Source organism: Streptomyces sp. CA-179760 (assembly GCF_050937045.1).
In the GTDB taxonomy this organism is placed as follows: Bacteria; Actinomycetota; Actinomycetes; order Streptomycetales; family Streptomycetaceae; genus Streptomyces.
Map to the genome: position 1 here is coordinate 1150977 of NZ_JBNJLZ010000001.1, position 16747 is coordinate 1167723.

General features: G+C 69.9%; 15 protein-coding genes and 1 pseudogene. 2 read left to right on the forward strand and 14 right to left on the reverse strand.

The window, feature by feature from the left end; genetic code table 11:
- The first annotated feature begins 96 nt into the window (after nt 1-96).
- Nucleotides 97-546, forward strand: a complete 450-nt coding sequence (locus tag ACQEV8_RS04990; protein WP_432957657.1) for a nitroreductase family deazaflavin-dependent oxidoreductase — start codon at nt 97-99, stop codon at nt 544-546.
- Here ACQEV8_RS04990 and ACQEV8_RS04995 read toward each other — a convergent pair.
- Nucleotides 530-1771, reverse strand: coding sequence for a geranylgeranyl reductase family protein (locus tag ACQEV8_RS04995; protein ID WP_432957659.1), 1242 nt, complete (start codon nt 1769-1771; stop codon nt 530-532). The genes ACQEV8_RS04990 and ACQEV8_RS04995 overlap by 17 nt on opposite strands.
- 133 nt (nt 1772-1904) lie before the next feature.
- Between ACQEV8_RS04995 and ACQEV8_RS05000 the strand changes: the two genes are divergently transcribed.
- Complete coding sequence (locus ACQEV8_RS05000; RefSeq protein ID WP_432957660.1) at nt 1905-3260, forward strand: dipeptidase; 1356 nt, start codon at nt 1905-1907, stop codon at nt 3258-3260.
- A 240-nt stretch (nt 3261-3500) separates the two neighbouring features.
- On the opposite strand, the gene ACQEV8_RS05005 is transcribed toward ACQEV8_RS05000, so the two are convergent.
- From ACQEV8_RS05005 to ACQEV8_RS05065, 13 genes and pseudogenes are all read right to left on the reverse strand, one after another.
- Nucleotides 3501-4586 (reverse strand): ABC transporter ATP-binding protein, encoded by a 1086-nt coding sequence (locus tag ACQEV8_RS05005; protein WP_432957662.1) that lies wholly within the window; start codon nt 4584-4586, stop codon nt 3501-3503.
- Nucleotides 4583-5674, reverse strand: coding sequence for an ABC transporter ATP-binding protein (locus ACQEV8_RS05010; RefSeq protein ID WP_432957664.1), 1092 nt, complete (start codon nt 5672-5674; stop codon nt 4583-4585). Before ACQEV8_RS05010 ends, ACQEV8_RS05005 begins: the two co-directional genes overlap by 4 nt.
- 26 nt (nt 5675-5700) lie before the next feature.
- A pseudogene (locus ACQEV8_RS05015) lies at nt 5701-6692 on the reverse strand (ABC transporter permease).
- A gap of 78 nt (nt 6693-6770) precedes the next feature.
- On the reverse strand, nt 6771-8447 hold the full coding sequence (locus tag ACQEV8_RS05020) for an ABC transporter substrate-binding protein (RefSeq protein WP_432957666.1): 1677 nt from the start codon (nt 8445-8447) through the stop codon (nt 6771-6773).
- Between the two features lie 77 nt (nt 8448-8524).
- Nucleotides 8525-9556 carry an ABC transporter permease gene (locus ACQEV8_RS05025; protein ID WP_432957668.1) on the reverse strand — a complete coding sequence of 344 codons (1032 nt, stop codon included), beginning with the start codon at nt 9554-9556 and terminating at the stop codon, nt 8525-8527.
- Between the two features lie 306 nt (nt 9557-9862).
- Complete coding sequence (locus tag ACQEV8_RS05030; RefSeq protein ID WP_432957670.1) at nt 9863-10906, reverse strand: NUDIX hydrolase; 1044 nt, start codon at nt 10904-10906, stop codon at nt 9863-9865.
- A gap of 147 nt (nt 10907-11053) precedes the next feature.
- Nucleotides 11054-11296 carry a hypothetical protein gene (locus ACQEV8_RS05035; RefSeq protein ID WP_399015509.1) on the reverse strand — a complete coding sequence of 81 codons (243 nt, stop codon included), beginning with the start codon at nt 11294-11296 and terminating at the stop codon, nt 11054-11056.
- Nucleotides 11297-11362: 66 nt separating this feature from the next.
- Entirely contained in the window at nt 11363-11587 is a 225-nt protein-coding gene (locus tag ACQEV8_RS05040; protein ID WP_432957673.1) for a hypothetical protein, read from the reverse strand.
- A gap of 70 nt (nt 11588-11657) precedes the next feature.
- Nucleotides 11658-14051, reverse strand: a complete 2394-nt coding sequence (locus ACQEV8_RS05045; protein ID WP_432957675.1) for an ATP-binding cassette domain-containing protein — start codon at nt 14049-14051, stop codon at nt 11658-11660.
- A gap of 96 nt (nt 14052-14147) precedes the next feature.
- Nucleotides 14148-14561: a VOC family protein gene (locus ACQEV8_RS05050; RefSeq protein WP_432957678.1), complete on the reverse strand. Its 414-nt coding sequence runs from the start codon at nt 14559-14561 to the stop codon at nt 14148-14150.
- Nucleotides 14562-14571: 10 nt separating this feature from the next.
- Complete coding sequence (locus ACQEV8_RS05055) at nt 14572-15045, reverse strand: helix-turn-helix transcriptional regulator (RefSeq protein ID WP_432957680.1); 474 nt, start codon at nt 15043-15045, stop codon at nt 14572-14574.
- A 46-nt stretch (nt 15046-15091) separates the two neighbouring features.
- Nucleotides 15092-15514, reverse strand: coding sequence for a hypothetical protein (locus tag ACQEV8_RS05060; protein ID WP_432957682.1), 423 nt, complete (start codon nt 15512-15514; stop codon nt 15092-15094).
- A 148-nt stretch (nt 15515-15662) separates the two neighbouring features.
- A complete protein-coding gene (locus tag ACQEV8_RS05065; RefSeq protein ID WP_432957684.1) occupies nt 15663-16616 on the reverse strand; it encodes an ROK family protein in 954 nt (317 codons plus the stop codon).
- Between the last annotated feature and the right edge of the window lie 131 nt (nt 16617-16747).

The following is a 16747-nucleotide window of genomic DNA, read 5'->3' on the forward strand; positions in this document are numbered from 1 at the left end:
CCAGCTGGAGAGAGCAGTGCTCACAAAAGAGAGCACCGCTCCATCGCCGACAGCGACGAGCGCACTGCTCCACTCATCAGAGATCAGGGGGATCCCATGTCCACACACGTCCAGAAGCCCGGCTGGCTCACCGTCAACGTCCTCAACCGCTTCGTGGCCTGGATGACCCGCCGCGGCATCAGCGTCTGGGGCTCCCGTGTCCTCGCCGTCCGCGGCCGCAAGAGCGGCCAGTGGCGCACCACTCCGGTCAACCTGATGACCCTGGACGGCCGGCAGTACCTGGTCGCACCCCGCGGCCATGTCCAGTGGACGCACAACATGCGCGCCTCGGGCGGCGGCGAGCTGCACCTCGGCAAGCACGTGGACACGTTCACCGCGACCGAGGTGGCCGACGACGACAAGACCCCGATCCTGCGCGCCTACCTCAAGCGCTGGAAGGCGGAGGTCGGGGTGTTCTTCAACGGGGTGGGCCCGGACTCCCCGGACGACGAGCTGCGCCGGATCGCCCCGGACCACCCGGTCTTCGAGATCACGGTGACGAGCTGACCTCGCCGCCCGTCGCGGGACGGCGGTCCATCGCGGTCAGGGCCCGCTGGGCCATCGGATGGGTGCGGACGATCTCGCCCAGCGACGTCGCACCCCGCGTGATGTCCTTGAATCCCTTCCAGGCCGGGCGGAAACCCGTCACCGCCGCGTGGAACAGACCGGGGCGACGCTCGAACACCGTCAGCAGCCGCTTGCCGACGCTCATCTCCACGCCGAGCCCGGCCTTGACCGCGAACGCGTAGTTGAGGGCCTGCCGGCGGGTGTCCACCGCGTCGTGCGCCTCGGCGATCCGTACCGCCCACTCCCCCGCGAGCCGGCCGGACCGCAGCGCGAAGGAGATGCCCTCGCGGGTCCACGGCTCCAGCAGCCCCGCCGCGTCACCGCAGACCAGCACCCGGCCGCGGGACAGCGGCGAGTCGTCGGCCCGGCAGCGCGTCAAGTGTCCGGACGAGATGCTCGGTTCGAAGCCGGCGAGGCCCAGCCGGCCGATGAACTCCTCCAAGTACCGCTTCGTCGCGGCGCCTTCGCCCCGCGCCGAGATCACCCCGACGGTGAGGGTGTCGCCCTTGGGGAAGACCCAGCCGTAACTGCCGGGGATCGGGCCCCAGTCGATGAGCACCCGTCCCTTCCAGTCCTCGGCGACGGTCTCCGGCACCGGGATCTCCGCCTCCAGGCCGAGATCCACCTGGTCGACCTTGACCCCGACATGCGCTCCTATCCGGCTGGCGCTGCCGTCGGCCCCGACCACCGACCGCGCGAGCAGGACCTCGCCGCCTTGCAGGACGACGGCGACCGTGCGCCGGTCCGGCACCTCCGAGCCGTGCTGCTCGACCCGCTGGACGGTGACACCCGAACGCAGCTCGGCGCCCGCCTTCTGCGCGTGCTCGACGAGCTGCTGGTCGAACTCGGGCCGGTTGATCAGCCCGAACAGCATTTGCTTGGACCGGCGGGTCCGCGTGAAGCGGCCGTTGTGCGAGAACGTCACCGCGTGCACCCGGTCCTTGAGCGGCAGCTCGAAGCCGGGCGGGAGGGCGTCACGCGAGGGGCCGATGATGCCGCCGCCGCACGTCTTGTACCGCGGCAGCTCAGCCTTCTCCAGCAACAGCACACGTCTCCCGGCGACCGCCGCCGCGTACGCGGCCGAAGCTCCCGCGGGTCCCGCGCCCACCACGACGACGTCCCACACCTGCCGCACGTCGTCCGACGAAGAGTTCTCGCTGCTCACGATGGTCTACTGCTCCCGATCAAGCCGCCTGCCCTGCTGTCTCCCGCATCCTACGGCGGACCTGGTCACAGCCCGCTGTGGGAGGATCTACAGCACTCAACTCTTCAACGTCGCACCCACAAGGAGCGTGCCCATGCCGTCGAATCCGGTCGCCGAGACCGTCGCCTCACTGATGCCGGGGGCGAAGGCGGAACTCACCGAACTGGTGGCCTTCCGGTCGGTGGCGGACTTCGACCAGTACCCGAGGAGCGAGAGCGAGGGCGCCGCCCGCTGGGTCGCGGACGCGCTCGCCGCCGAGGGCTTCCAGGACGTGGCCCTGCTCGACACCCCCGACGGCACGCAGTCGGTCTACGGCTACCTGCCCGGCCCCGCGGGTGCGAAGACCGTCCTGCTCTACGCCCACTACGACGTGCAGCCGCCGCTGGACGAGGCCGGCTGGGCCACCCCGCCGTTCGAGCTGACCGAGCGGGACGGACGCTGGTACGGGCGTGGCTCCGCCGACTGCAAGGGCGGTGTGATCATGCACCTGCTGGCGCTGCGGGCGCTGAAGGCGAACGGCGGCGTGCCCGTGCACGTCAAGGTGATCGTCGAGGGTTCGGAGGAGCAGGGCACGGGCGGTCTCGAGCGGTACGCCGAGGAACACCCGGACCTGCTGGAGGCCGACACGATCGTCATCGGCGACGCGGGCAACTTCCGCGTCGGCCTGCCGACGGTGACCTCCACGCTGCGCGGCATGACCCTCGTCCGCGTCAGCGTCGACACGCTCGCGGGCAATCTGCACTCGGGCCAGTTCGGCGGAGCCGCGCCCGACGCGCTCGCCGCCCTGATCCGCGTCCTGGACTCGCTGCGCGCGGAGGACGGTTCGACAACCGTCGACGGGCTCGCCTCGGACATGGCCTGGGAGGGCCTGAGTTACGACGAGGAGCGGTTCCGGCAGGACGCCAAGGTGCTGGACGGCGTCCAGCTGATCGGGTCCGGCACGGTCGCCGACCGAATCTGGTCGCGCCCGGCTGTCACGGTCCTCGGCATCGACTGCCCGCCCGTCGTCGGCGCCACCCCGTCCGTTCAGTCGAGTGCCCGCGCGCTGATCAGCCTGCGGGTGCCGCCGGGCGTGGACGCGGGCGCGGCGACCAAGCTGCTCCAGGCGCACCTGGAGGCGCACACGCCCTGGGGAGCGCGGGTGAGCACCGAGCAGATCGGCGAGGGCCAGGCCTTCCGCGCCGACACCACCAGCCCGGCCTACCAGGCCATGGCCACCGCGATGGCGGTGGCGTACCCGGGCCAGGAGATGCAGTACGCGGGCCAGGGCGGCTCCATCCCGCTGTGCAACACCCTCGCCGCCCTCTACCCGCGTGCGGAGATCCTGCTCATCGGGCTGAGCGAGCCGGAGGCCCAGATCCACGCGGTCGACGAGAGCGTGTCCCCCGAGGAACTGGAGCGGCTGTCGGTGGCGGAGGCCCTGTTCCTGCGCACCTACGCGGCGAGCTGACCGCTCTGCCCTCAGCGGAGGCCCTCGTCCTCGGACGGGGGCCTTTTCCACGGTCGTCCCATGGACGTCATCGAGCTCCTCCCCCGCCTCCAGGAACTGGCGGTTTCTCGTGATCGTCCGCGAACGGGGCCTGGTGCGTGCAACTGGAAGGCGGAGGAGGGAATCGACGCGGACCGAGGACAAGCGGGCAGATGTGCGTGCCAGGCCCCGCGTCCGCGGCGTGATCCGAACGGCAGGCCCTCAGTCGAGCGCCGGGTCCAGGACGATGTCCTCCTCGCGCGCGGTGAGGGACGGCTCCTCGGGAAAGTGGCAGGCCGTCAGATGCCCGGAGGGGCTGTCGGCGGCCCGCACCAGGGCTGGTTCCTCTGCGGCGCACCTGTCCTGGGCCTTCCAGCAGCGGGTGCGGAAGCGGCAGCCGGAGGGCGGGTCGATCGGCGAGGGCACGTCCCCGGCCAGCCGGATGCGTTCGCGCCGCTCGGTCGCGTCCGGATCGGCCTCGGGTACGGCGGACAGCAGCGCGTGGGTGTAGGGGTGCCGCGGACGGGTGTAGAGGGATTCGCGGTCGGCGACCTCGACGATCTTGCCGAGGTACATCACGGCGACCCGTTCGGAGAAGTGCCGTACGACGGCGAGGTCGTGGGCGATGAAGACGAAGGCGATGCCGAACTCCCGCTGGAGGTCCTGGAGCAGATTGACGACCTGCGCCTGGATGGAGACGTCCAGCGCGGAGACGGGTTCGTCGGCGACGATCAGCTTCGGTCGCAGGGCGAGGGCGCGGGCGATGCCGATGCGCTGGCGCTGGCCTCCGGAGAACTCGTTGGGGTAGCGGTTGTAGTGCTCGGGGTTGAGGCCGACGGTCTCCAGGAGTTCCTGGACGCGCCGCTTGTGGCCCTGGGGCGGGTTGATGCCGTTGAGCCGCATCGGTGTCTCGACGATGGTGCCGACGGTGTGCCGGGGATTCAGCGACGAGTACGGGTCCTGGAAGATCATCTGGAGGTTGCGGCGGGCTTCCCGCATCCGTGCGGCGGGCCGGTGCGTGATGTCCTCGCCGTCGAACAGGACGGAGCCGCCGGTGGGTTCGAGCAGCCGGGTGATCAGGCGGCCCGTGGTCGACTTGCCGCAGCCGGACTCGCCCACCAGACCCAGCGACTCGCCGGGCCCGACCGCGAAGTCGATGCCGTCGACGGCCCGTACGGCCCCGATCTGCCGCTGGAAGATGATGCCCTGCCGGAGGGGGAAGTGCTTCTGCAGACCGCGCACTTCGAGGAGGTTCCCGCTGGTGGGGCGGTCGGTGGTCGGCCCGGTGAGAGGCTGTGTGGTGCTCACGGCGTGTTCCCTTTCGTCAGCTCGTCGCCGTCGGTCCCGCCGCGGATCTCCTGCTTGGCCTCGTCGGTGAGATGGCACGCGGCGAGGTGTCCCGCGGTGCCGGAGACGAGGCGCAGCTCGGGCCGGTCCACGATGCAACGCCCCTGCGGCACCCAGCCCTTGTAGGCGCAGCGCGGGTTGAAGGAGCAGCCGTCCGGCAGGTTGATCAGGCTCGGCGGTGTGCCGGGGATGGGGTTCAGCCGTTCGCCGACGTCGCCGGTGAGGTCCGGCATCGACTGCAACAGGCCCCAGGTGTAGGGGTGCTGAGGCGACTTGAGCACCTCGCGGGTGGTGCCGTACTCGATCCGGCGGCCGCCGTACATCACCAGGATGTCGTCGGCGACGTCGGAGACCACGCCGAGGTCGTGCGTGATGATGACGACGGCGGAGCCGAACTCCTCCTGCAGATCGCGGATCAGGTCGAGGATCTGGGCCTGGACGGTGACGTCCAGGGCGGTGGTGGGTTCGTCGGCGATGAGCAGGGCGGGGTCGCAGACCAGGGACATGGCGATCATGGCGCGCTGGCGCATGCCGCCGGAGAACTGATGCGGGTAGTCCCTGACCCGGCGCTCGGGCTGCGGGATGCCGACCCGCTTCAGCATCTCCACCGCCCGTTCCCTGGCCTCCTTCTTGGAGACCTTGTGGTGCACGCGGTAGGCCTCGGCGATCTGGGCGCCGACGGTGAAGAAGGGGTGCAGCGCGGAGAGCGGGTCCTGGAAGATCATGGAGACAGTGCGGCCGCGCAGTTCACGCATCTCGGCCTCGGGCAGGGCGACGAGTTCCCTGCCCTCGAGCCGGATCTCTCCGGAGACCCGGGCGCTGGTGCCCTTGTGCAGTCCGAGCAGGGCCAGCGAGGTCACCGACTTGCCGGAGCCGGACTCGCCGACGATGCCGAGGGTCCTGCCCTTCTCCAGGGTGAAGGAGACGCCGTCGACGGACTTGACGATGCCGTCCTCGGTCGGGAAGTGCACCCTCAGGTCGGTCACGTCGAGGAAGGGTGCGGGTGCGGACGTGACGTCCGCGGGCTGCGGTGAGGTCTGAACGGACACGGGTGTTCCTAAGGACGAGGAAGGGCTCAGGCGAGGCGCACGCGCGGGTCTACGAGGCCGTACACCAGGTCGACGACGACGTTGGCGAGGACGACGAACGTCGCGGCGAAGAGCGTGGTGCCGAGGATGACCGGCAGGTCGGAGTTCTGGACGGAGTCGACGGCGAGCTTGCCGATGCCGTTGATACCGAAGACCGACTCGGTGATGACCGCGGAGCCGCCGATCAGGGAGCCGACGTCCATGCCGAAGATGGTTATGATCGGGGTGACGGCGGCCCGCAGCCCGTGCTTCAGGACGACGGTGGCGGCGGGCAGGCCTTTGGCGCGGGCGGTGCGCATGTAGTCCTCGGCGAAGACCTCCAGCATGGAGGAGCGGGTGAGCCGGGTGTACATCGCGAGGTAGACGATGACCAGGGTGGTCCACGGCAGGATCAGACCCTGGAACCAGCCGGCCGGGTCCTCGGTGATCGGCGTGTAGCCGGAGGTCGGCAGGATCTGGAACTTGTCGACGAAGAGGTACAGCAGGAGCAGGCCGATGAAGTAGATCTGCACCGACACGCCGAACAGGGCCAGTCCGACCGCCGCCTTGTCGGCCGCCCGGCCCCGGCGGACCGCGGCGACGGTGCCGAGGCCGACACCGAGGACCAGGAACGCCACCGCGGCGCCGAGGCCGAGGGAGAGGTCCGCCGGGAAGTCCTGCAGCAGCGTGGTCAGGACGGGGGTGTCGGTCTGGAAGGAGACGCCGAGGCAGGGCGCGCCGCAGTGGATGCGGACGCTCTGGTCGCCGAAGTCACGGCCGGCGACCAGCCCCTTGAGGAACTCCCAGTACTGCGTCAGGTAGCCCTGGTCCAGGCCCAGTGAGTGTTTGATCTCGGCGAGACGGGAGGGGAGCAGGTCTTTCCGCAGGCCAGGAGCGCGGGGTCGGACGGCAGCGCGAAGAAGATGAAGAAGGTGATCGTGGTGATCACCAGCATGATCACGGCCGCTGCCAGCAGGCGTCTGATGAGGTAACGAAACATGGGGTGCCGGGACCTGACGTGAGTGGGCTGCCCGCCGGCGGACCGGGCCGCCGGCGGGGTTCAGAGGGAATGCGTGCGTCAGTGCTTGACGTAGACGTGGACCAGGCTCGGCTCGGCCACGATCGTGTCGGGAATGACGCCGCCGACCTTGGAGCCGGACATCTCGGTGAAGTTCATGTACATCAGCGGGACCACGGCGGCGTCCTTCAGGACCTGCTGGTCGATCTGCCCGTAGGTGGCGTTGCGCTTCTTGACGTCCGACAGCTTGGCGGCCTTGTCGATCAGCGCGTTGACCTTCGGGTCGTTCAGGTACGACAGGTCCTGGTTGGCCTGCGGGTTCTTCTTGATCAGCCGGCCGTCGAAGAGGGTCGGCAGCACCGTGGAGGCGTTCGGCCAGTCGGCGATCCAGTCGCCCCAGGTCAGGTCGTACTGGTTCTTCGTGTTGTTGATGGTGCTGAAGTAGTTCGACGCGTCGATCGGGGAGATGTTGACGTGGATGCCGATGCGCCCCAGCGCGGTCTTCACCGCGTCGGCGAAGTGCTCCTGGGTGGGGGTGTTCTCCACCGCGATGGACATGGCCGGCTTCGGGTTGCCCGCCTGCTTCATCAGGGCCTTGGCCTTGGCGAGGTTGCCGGCCGGGTTGGCGCTGTACTGGTTGAACTTCTGGTAGCCGCCGATGCCGGGGCTCAGCATGGTGGTGGCGTAGTCGCCGTACGCCGAGCCGCCGAAGGCGCCGCGGACCGTGGTCTTGTCGATGGCGTACTCGATGGCCTGGCGGACCCGGAGGTCCTTGACACGGGTGGTGTTGATCGCCAGGTAGTTGATGCCGGGCGCGGGAATCTTGTAGTAACGGCCCTTCAGGGAGGGGTCGTTGGCCATCTGGGCCAGGTCGGATCCGGCGATCGGCCACTGCTGGATCGAGGTCTGGGCGGTGCCGGCGTCGGCCTTGAGCTGCTGGTCGATGGCCGACTCGTCCTGACCGAACTTGACGTCCATCCCGTCGACGTTCTGCTGCCGGATCGGGTCGGTCGACTGCGACCAGTGCGTGTTGCGGGTGAGGACGAGTTCCTTGTTCTTGGTGTACGACTTGATCATGTACGGGCCGTCCGACCAGACCTTGGTGTCGTAGGTCGAGCCGGTGTCATGGGCCTTGGGCACGGCGGACCAGCCGGTCATGGTGGTGGTCTCGTTGAAGTCGGCCACCGGCTGGTCGAGGTGGAAGACGAGGGTGTACTTGTCCGGCGTCTGGATGGAGTCGAGCTGCTTGCCCTGGTAGGGGCCCTTGTAGTCGGAGCCGCCGACGAGCCACTGGGACGCGTAGGGCGGGCCGCCATTGATGTCGGAGGAGAAGAAGCGCTCCACGCCGTACTTGACGTCCGGTGCGGTGACCTCGGTGCCGTCCTGGTACTTGACGCCGTGCCGCAGATGGAATGTCCACACCGTGGCGTCCTTGCTGGGCGTTCCGGTGTCGGTGGCCAGGTCGCCGACCAGCTTCGGGGTCGAGCCCGTCTCGTCCCAGCCCGTGAGGGTCCGGACGATCTCCTGGTCCATGCTCTGGCCCTCGGTCGTGTAGACGCGCTGGGGGTCGAGGTGGTCGTAGTCCGCCTTGTTCAGGATGGTCAGGGTGCCGCCCTTTCCGGGGGCGCCGCTTCCCGTGGTGCTGGAGGAACCTCCGCATGCGGTGGCCCCCAGGGCGATCATCACGGCGGAGGCCGTGAGAGCGACCGTGCGCGATCTGCGCGTGCTGCGCGTCATTGGGGAAACTCCGTTCTTGCTACGGGCACGGCGGCCGTTCGTGGGACCGCCGGGCCGATACTCGGGGGGTGGCTTTGTCAGCCGCGCCGGGCGCGGGGGTCCAGGGCGTCCCGGACGCCGTCCCCGAGGAGGTTGAGCGCCAGGACCAGGAGGAAGAGCAGGACACCGGGCACGAAGAGGTACATCGGGTCCTGGAGGAAGAACTGCGAGGCGTCCGAGAGCAGGGCTCCCCAGTCCGGGTTGGGCGGGATGACGCCGACGCCCAGGTACGAAAGGGCCGCCTCGGTGGTGATGTTCTGCGGGACGGCGAGCGCGAAGGAGATCAGGATCGGCGCCCACAGGTTGGGCAGCAGCTGCCGGAAGAGGATGTGCCGACGGCCGGCGCTCATCAGCCGCGCGGCGTCGACGAACTCCCGCTCGCGCAGGGACAGTACCTGTCCGCGCACCAGTCGGGCGGCGTACGCCCAGGCGAAGACGGCGATGTTGAGGACCAGGACGAGGAGGCGGAGGTTCTCGTCGGTGCCGCCGTGGGTGTTGGTCTGCAGCGCGTTCTGGATCACCGGGGTGAGCGCGATGATGAACAGCAGCTGCGGGAACGCCAGCATCACGTCCATGATCCGGGACAGCAGGGAGTCGACCCAGCCGCCGAAGTAGCCGGCGGCGAGCCCCGCGACGACACCGACGACGGTGGACAGCACGGCCGAGGCGAAGCCCACGTACAGCGAGGTGCGCAGGCCGTAGACGATGCGGGCGAACAGGTCGTAGCCCGTGCCCGGTTCGACGCCGAGCAGGTGCTGGGCGCTGATGCCGCCCAGCGACCCGTAGGGGAAGTTGCCCGTGTCCGGGTTGATCGCCCTGTTGTCGGGGGTGATCGGTCCCCAGCCGGTCAGCGCGGTGAGGACCGGCGCGAGCAGGGCGATCATGATGAACAGGACGGTGGCCGCCAGGGCGGCCGTGGTGACCTTGTCCCGCCTGATCCGGCGCCAGGCCATCCGGGCCGGTGAGCGGCCGGCCGCAACCGGGCCGCCGGGTCTGCTGTCCTGCGTCGACGGCTCGGTCAGCAGCGCGGCGCCGCCGCCGGTGTCGACCGGCTGGTGTTGCGTGGTCATCGTACGGACATCCCGGATCTGCCCCTGAGGCAAGGAAAATTGAGTGGCGGTCGTGAACGCCGCCGTGAGACATTGCGGACTTTCGCAATGCCGTACGAGGCCGGTCAAGCCGAGCAGGGGCCAGAAAAGGGATTGTTTGCGGTCATGGAAAAGTGTTGACGAGAGCGGGGAATGTGATTACCCGCCGCGTGAGGGAATGAGGGAGATTCCTTGGGCAGTACTTAGCATTGCTGCCGAGGGCGTTTCCTCTCGCTTTTCCCTCGGAATCCCCCGCGCCGGGTAAAGGGCACGGGCACGGAGCCCGGCTCAGCCGACCGGCACCCCGGCCTCCAGGTAGAGCGCCGCCCGGCGTTCGCGCGCCCTCAGGGCCCAGCGCAGCCGCTCGTAGCGCACCGGGGGCAGCAGATCGGCGGCCTCCTCCTCGGTGACGAACCGCCAGTCGCGCAGCTCCGGACCGGGCAGCACCAGCCGTCCGGCCTCCGCGGAGTCGAGGAGACCACCGTCGAAGAGGAGCCGCAGACCGCCGAACCCGGGGGGCGCGGGGCGCTCCCAGTCGACGACGAGCAGGCTCGGTACCTCGTCGAGGTGGATGCCGGTCTCCTCGGCGACCTCCCGCACACCGGCCCGCGCGGGCGCCTCACCGGGTTCGACGACTCCGCCGGGAAACTCCCAGCCGGGCTTGTAGGTGGGGTCGACGAGCAGCACGCGGTCCCGCTCGTCGAACAGGAGCACACCGGCGGCGAGCGTCTCGGCGGTGGGCTCGGGCGTCTGCACGATGTCGCAGACGGGCGCGGAGCCGCCCTGCACGGCCTCTGCGATGCGGGCGGCGGTCTCGTACGGGGTGAGGTCGCTGGTGTCGACCGGGTGCGCGTCCGCGGTGAGCCAGGAGGCCAGCGCGGCCCGGTAGGGCTCGATGTGGTCGACGGACCACTGGCGTATTCGTATCTCGCCGTCGGGGAGGTCCCGCGGAACCGCGCGGCCCGCGATGCGCTCCCGCAGTATCGTTTCGGCCGGAGCGAGCAGGATGTGGCTGACCGGAATCCTGCGCGCGGCCAGGCCGCCGAAGATCTCGTCGCGGTACTCCTGACGCAGCAGCGTCATCGGGACGACCAGGGTTCCGCCGAGCTCGGCGAGCATCGCGGCCGCCGTGTCGATCACGAGCCGTCGCCAGATCGGCAGGTCCTGGAAGTCGCCGACCTCGGCGAGGCGCTTGGGCGGCAGCAGATACCGGAGCGCTCCGCCGATGACCTCGGGGTCGAAGAGCGTGCTGTTCGGGATCAGTTCGATCAGTTCCTGTGCGGTGGTGGTCTTCCCCGCACCGAACGCGCCGTTGATCCAGACGACGGTCACAGGTCCCCCTCTTCTGTTGGCCCCCTGAGGCTTGCCCGCTCCACCCTGCCACGAAAACCAGCCCCAGTTGAGGGCGCATGACGACGGCGCCGACGCTCCCCTCACGCGGGGAGCGCCGGCGCCGTGGGCCGGGGCCGGAGCGGCTCGTCAGCCCTTCTTCTTCTGAACGCCCTTCTTCGGGGCAGCCTTCTTCTGGGCGCCCTTCTTCTGGAGGCCGTCCTTCCCGGCCACGGACAGGCCGTCCTTGCCGACGGCCTGGTTGAGCGTGTTGAGGGTCTCGTCCACGTTGATCCCGGGGAGCTTCTCTCCGACAGCGTGCGACGGGGTGACCGCCGCGACGACGAAGCCGGTGGCCAGGGAGGCGATGGCGAGCATGCTGCGCTTCTTCATGACCGACTCAACGCTCTGACCCGCTCCGGGGTCACGCCACTGGGCCGTTCGGGCGACGCGACGGCCTCATTCGGGACCGGTGTCCCAGGCCCCGGGCCCGCCGCCGCGCCATTCGATCAGCCCGGACGACGCCGCGTACGCCTCGTCGGCGTCCTCGATGCCCGCCCGGCGCAGAAACTCGGCGACGTCCAGCAGCCCGTACGCGATCCCGAGGAACTGGTCGTCCACACGGACCCGCCTGCCGCCGTCCACGGCGGGCGGGTAGACCACGACGGGCTTCACGGACGCCATGGCACCAGGCTGCGCGAGGACGGCGCCGGGCGCGCGCCGGGGTGGGCCGTTCAGCCGTCCCCGGATTCCGTCAGGCGCCCACGTAGGCCGCGAGATGCTCCCCGGTCAGGGTGGAGCGGGCCTCGACGAGTTCGGCCGGCGTGCCTTCGAAGACGATCCGGCCGCCGTCGTGTCCGGCACCCGGGCCGAGGTCGATGATCCAGTCGGCGTGCGCCATGACCGCCTGGTGATGCTCGATGACGATGACCGATTTGCCGGCGTCGACGAGCCGGTCGAGCAAGCCGAGCAGTTGCTCCACGTCGGCGAGGTGGAGGCCGGTGGTCGGCTCGTCGAGGACGTAAACGCCGCCCTCGTCGCCCATGTGCGTGGCCAGCTTGAGCCGCTGCCGCTCGCCGCCGGAGAGTGTGGTGAGCGGCTGGCCGAGGGTGAGGTAGCCGAGGCCGACGTCCGCCATCCGTTCGATGATCCGGTGGGCCGCCGGGGTGCGTGCCTCACCGGCGCCGAAGAACTTCTCGGCCTCGGTCACCGACATCGCCAGCACCTCGCTGATGTCGCGGCCGCCGAAGCGGTACTCCAGCACCGACGCGTCGAACCGCTTGCCCTCGCACACCTCGCAGGGGGTGGCGACGGTCTGCATGATCGCCAGGTCGGTGTAGATGACACCGGCGCCGTTGCAGGTGGGGCAGGCGCCCTCGGAGTTGGCGCTGAAGAGCGCCGGCTTCACACCGTTGGCCTTGGCGAAGGCCTTGCGGATCGGGTCGGCCAGCCCGGTGTACGTCGCCGGATTGCTGCGCCGGGAGCCGCGGATCGCGGTCTGGTCGATCGACACCACGCCCTCATCGGTGGGGATCGAGCCGTGCACGAGGGAACTCTTGCCGGAGCCGGCGACACCGGTGATGACGGTGAGCACACCGAGCGGGATGTCGACGTCGACGTTGGCCAGGTTGTTCGCTGTCGCCCCGCGGATCGCGAGGGTGCCGGTGGATTCGCGGACCGTCTCCTTCAGCGCTGCCCGGTCGCCGAGATGACGGCCGGTGACGGTGCCGCTCTTGCGCAGCTCCTCCAGGGTGCCCTCGAAGCAGACGGTGCCGCCCGCCGTGCCGGCGCCGGGGCCGAGGTCCACGACATGGTCGGCGATGGCGATCGTCTCCGGCTTGTGTTCCACGACGAGCACGGTGTTGCCCTTGTCGCGCAGCCGCAGCAGCAGGTTGTTCATCCGCTGGATGTCATGGGGGTGGAGCCCGATGGTCGGCTCATCGAAGACGTAGGTGACGTCGGTGAGCGAGGAGCCGAGGTGCCGGATCATCTTGGTGCGCTGCGCCTCGCCGCCGGAGAGCGTGCCCGAGGCCCGGTCGAGCGACAGATAGCCGAGCCCGATCTCCACGAACGAGTCCAGGGTGTGCCGAAGCTTGGCGAGCAGCGGGGCCACCGACGGATCCTCGATCCCGCGGGCCCATTCGGCCAGGTCGCGGATCTCCATCGCGCAGGCGTCGGCGATGCTGACCTTGCCGATCCTGGAGGAGCGGACCAGCTCGCTGAGCCGGGTGCCGTCGCACTCGGGGCACTCGGTGAAGGTGACCGCCCGGTCCACGAAGGCCCGGATGTGCGGCTGCATCGACTCGCGGTCCTTGGCGAGGAAGGTCTTCTGGATCTTCGGGATCAGCCCCTCGTAGGTGAGGTTGACGCCGTTGATCTTCACCTTGGTCGGCTCGCGGTACAGGAAGTCGTGCCGCTCCTTCTTGGTGTACTCGCGGATCGGCTTCTCCTTGTCGAAGAAGCCCGACTCGGCGATGACCCGCACCACCCAGCCGTCCCCGGTGTAGGTGGGGATGGTGAACGGATCCTCGGAGAGCGACTTGGAGTCGTCGAACAGCTGGGTGAGGTCGATGTCGGAGACCTTGCCCCGCCCCTCGCAGTGCGTGCACATGCCGCCGGTGCGGCTGAAGGTCACCTTCTGCGTCTTGGTCTTGTCGGCACCCCGGTCGACCGTGATGCCGCCGCTCGCCGAGACCGTGGCGACGTTGAAGGAGAACGCGCCGGGCGGGCCGATGTGCGGGGTGCCGAGCCGGCTGAAGAGGATGCGCAGCATCGCGTTGGCGTCGGTGGCGGTGCCGACGGTGGAGCGCGGGTCGGACCCCATGCGCTGCTGGTCGACGGTGATCGCGGTGGTCAGCCCGTCCAGCACATCGACCTCGGGCCGGGCCAGGTTCGGCATGAAGCCCTGGAGGAAGGCGCTGTACGTCTCGTTGATCAGCCGCTGCGACTCCGCGGCGATCGTGTCGAACACCAGCGAGCTCTTGCCCGAGCCGGAGACGCCCGTGAACACCGTGAGCCTGCGCTTCGGAATCTCGATGCTGACGTCCTTGAGGTTGTTCTCGCGCGCACCGTGCACGCGGATCACGTCATGGCTGTCGGCAGCGTGCGGCCCGGGCGACCGTCTGTCCGCCGTCGTGGCCTTGCTCATCGTCTCTCCATCTGTCGCTCGGACGTTCTCTCCCCGCACCGGACCCGGGGGTGCGGTGCGGGGACGGGCTCCGCGGGACCGGCCGCCGCTACGGCGTCACGGCTTCAGCTGCTGAATGCGGATCATGTTTCCCGCGGGATCGCGGAAGGCACAGTCGCGGACGCCGTACGGCTGGTCCACCGGCTCCTGGACCACCTCGGCGTCGCCCGCCTGCAGCCGCTCGAAGGTGCCGTCGACGTCGGTGGTGGCCAGGACGATGCTCGCGTAGGTGCCCTTGGCCATCATCTCGGCGATGGTCCGGCCCTCGTCCTCGGTGATGCCGGGGTCGGCCGCCGGCGGGTGCAGCACGATGTTCGTGCCGGGCTGGCCGACGGGGCCGACGGTGATCCAGCGCATGCCCTCGTATCCGACGTCGTTTCTGACCTCGAAGCCGAGGGTGTCGCGGTAGAACGCCAGGGCGGCGTCCGGGCCGTCGTGCGGAAGGAAGCTGGCGTGAATGTGAAGGTCCATGGCCATCACGCTAGTTTCGGCTCGCGGCGGGCGCTTCTCGATTCCTGACCGGTCTGGTCACCTGCTTCGACACGCACGACGGAATGCCCGCCGTCGCGCGCGCCGCCTCACGCCGGTAGGCACTGGGCGGCATGCCGACCAGCTCGGTGAAACGGGTGCTGAACGTGCCCAGCGACGCGCAGCCGACCTCGAAGCACACCTCGGTGACACTGAGGTCGCCCCGGCGCAGCAGCGCCATCGCGCGCTCGATGCGCCGCGTCATGAGGTAGCTGTACGGAGACTCGCCGTACGCCTGCCGGAACTCGCGGCTCAGATGCCCGGCCGACATGTGCACGCCCCGGGCCAGTGCCTCCACGTCCAGCGGCTGTGCGTACTCCCGGTCGATCCGGTCCTTGACCCGGCGCAGACGGGCGAGGTCACGCAGGCGCTGCTCCGAGGTGGGTCTGCTGGTCACATGCCGGATCGTGTCACATCGCACTGACATTCGGACGATTTCGGAGGGAAATGCCAGTGCCCCGGACCAGGGCCCGTCAGGTGAAGTACGTGTCGAACGTTCCGATCCACCATGCCGCGAGCGGCAGGAGGCACACCTGCACGCAGGCCGTGATCCAGCAGCGGCCGAGCACCGCGATCCCGAAGGTCCACCACGCGGTGGAGCTGAGCGCGCTCACGACTGCGGCCTGGTATCCCCTCCCGGTGGAATCGACCATGCCGGGGTAGCCCATCCAGTCCTCGGTGAAGACGCCGTCCGCCCCGAACACGAGGACCGCCGACACGAACCACAGGTCGGCCAGGAGGGCCGTCACGGCGAGCGCCACGTCGAAGCGCCGGAAGGCGGGCGCCGGCAGCACCAGCCGTACCGCGGGGTGCCCTTGGCGGCGCACCCAGTCCCGCTTCCGGGCACGCACCAGCGTGACGACGGCGAACACCAGCCCCCGAGCGCCGCCACCCACCCGCCCATGAAGACCAGCCCGAAGAACATCATCCCGGCGCTCACGCCGGGCCAGATGCCGCGTCAGGCGGAGTGGTTCCCTCCGGTTCAGGGACGGGTGGGGCCCGGGAGGCGCCAGGGCTCCACCGCCTGAACGTTCCTGCCGGTGTTCACACCCCCGCCGCGGCCGCGTCCGGCCGCTTCGCGAGCGCCGCCGCAGCGGCACCCACCAGGCCGGCGTCGGTGCCCATCTGGGCCGGTGCCACGGTCAGCCGACGAACGAAGGACAGGGTCGCGTAGGCGCTCAGAGCCTTGCGCAGAGGGGCGAAGAGGACGTCGCCCGCCTTCCCCACTCCCCCGCCGATCACCGCTATGTCGATCTCCACGAGGGTCGCGGTGGCAGCGATCCCGGCGGCCAGGGCCTGGGCGGCACGCTCGAAGGAGGCGACGGCGACCGGATCGCCGGACCGGGCGGCGGCGGCCACCGCGGCGGCGGAGGTGTCACCGTCGGGGCCGGGCCGCCAGCCGTTCTCCAGGGCACGCCGGGCGATGTTGGGACCGCTCGCGATGCGCTCGACGCAGCCGTGCGAGCCGCACGGGCAGGGATCGCCGTCGAGGTCCACGCTGATGTGGCCGATATGGCCGGCGTTGCCGGTGGGCCCGGGGTGCAGCCGGCCGCCGATCACCAGGCCGCCGCCGACACCCGTGGAGACCACCATGCACAGCGCGTTGTCGTGGCCTCGGGCGGCGCCCTGCCAGTGTTCGGCCGCCGTGATCGCCACACCGTCGCCGATCAGCTCCACGGGCAGATCCCCGGCCACGGCCCGGACGCGCCCCACGAGCGGGTAGTCACGCCAGCCGGGCACGTTCACCGGGCTCACCGTGCCCGCCGAGGCGTCCACGGGCCCGGCGCTGCCGATGCCCACAGCCGTGGCGCGCTCCCACAGCGGCGACACGGTGAGCTCACCGAGCACCGCCTCCACGGCCCGCATCACGGTGTCGCCGTCCTCCCGGGCGGGCGTCGGCCGCTGGGCGCGGACCAGGATCCGGCCGTGGCCGTCCACCAGAGCGCCGGCGATCTTGGTACCGCCGATGTCGAGCGCGGCCACGAGGTCGGTGTGCATCAGTGTCGGATCTCCCCGTCAACCATGAGAAAAACGCCGAGCGGCGGACCGGTCCCGCACGGGTGCGCGGGCCGGGGATTGCGGTGGACAGTCTCCCCCGAGCCTGACAACGTTGTCCAGGCTCTATGCTC

What these genes read in the sequence shown, in the direction of transcription:
- ACQEV8_RS04990 (WP_432957657.1), top strand. Translation starts at nt 97, where the DNA reads ATGTCCACACACGTCCAGAAGCCCGGCTGGCTCACCGTCAACGTCCTC.
- ACQEV8_RS05000 (WP_432957660.1), top strand. Translation starts at nt 1,905, where the DNA reads ATGCCGTCGAATCCGGTCGCCGAGACCGTCGCCTCACTGATGCCGGGG.
- ACQEV8_RS05020 (WP_432957666.1), bottom strand. Translation starts at nt 8,447, where the DNA reads ATGACGCGCAGCACGCGCAGATCGCGCACGGTCGCTCTCACGGCCTCC.
- ACQEV8_RS05025 (WP_432957668.1), bottom strand. Translation starts at nt 9,556, where the DNA reads ATGACCACGCAACACCAGCCGGTCGACACCGGCGGCGGCGCCGCGCTG.
- ACQEV8_RS05035 (WP_399015509.1), bottom strand. Translation starts at nt 11,296, where the DNA reads ATGAAGAAGCGCAGCATGCTCGCCATCGCCTCCCTGGCCACCGGCTTC.
- ACQEV8_RS05040 (WP_432957673.1), bottom strand. Translation starts at nt 11,587, where the DNA reads ATGGCGTCCGTGAAGCCCGTCGTGGTCTACCCGCCCGCCGTGGACGGC.
- ACQEV8_RS05045 (WP_432957675.1), bottom strand. Translation starts at nt 14,051, where the DNA reads ATGAGCAAGGCCACGACGGCGGACAGACGGTCGCCCGGGCCGCACGCT.
- ACQEV8_RS05050 (WP_432957678.1), bottom strand. Translation starts at nt 14,561, where the DNA reads ATGGACCTTCACATTCACGCCAGCTTCCTTCCGCACGACGGCCCGGAC.
- ACQEV8_RS05055 (WP_432957680.1), bottom strand. Translation starts at nt 15,045, where the DNA reads ATGTCAGTGCGATGTGACACGATCCGGCATGTGACCAGCAGACCCACC.
- ACQEV8_RS05065 (WP_432957684.1), bottom strand. Translation starts at nt 16,616, where the DNA reads ATGCACACCGACCTCGTGGCCGCGCTCGACATCGGCGGTACCAAGATC.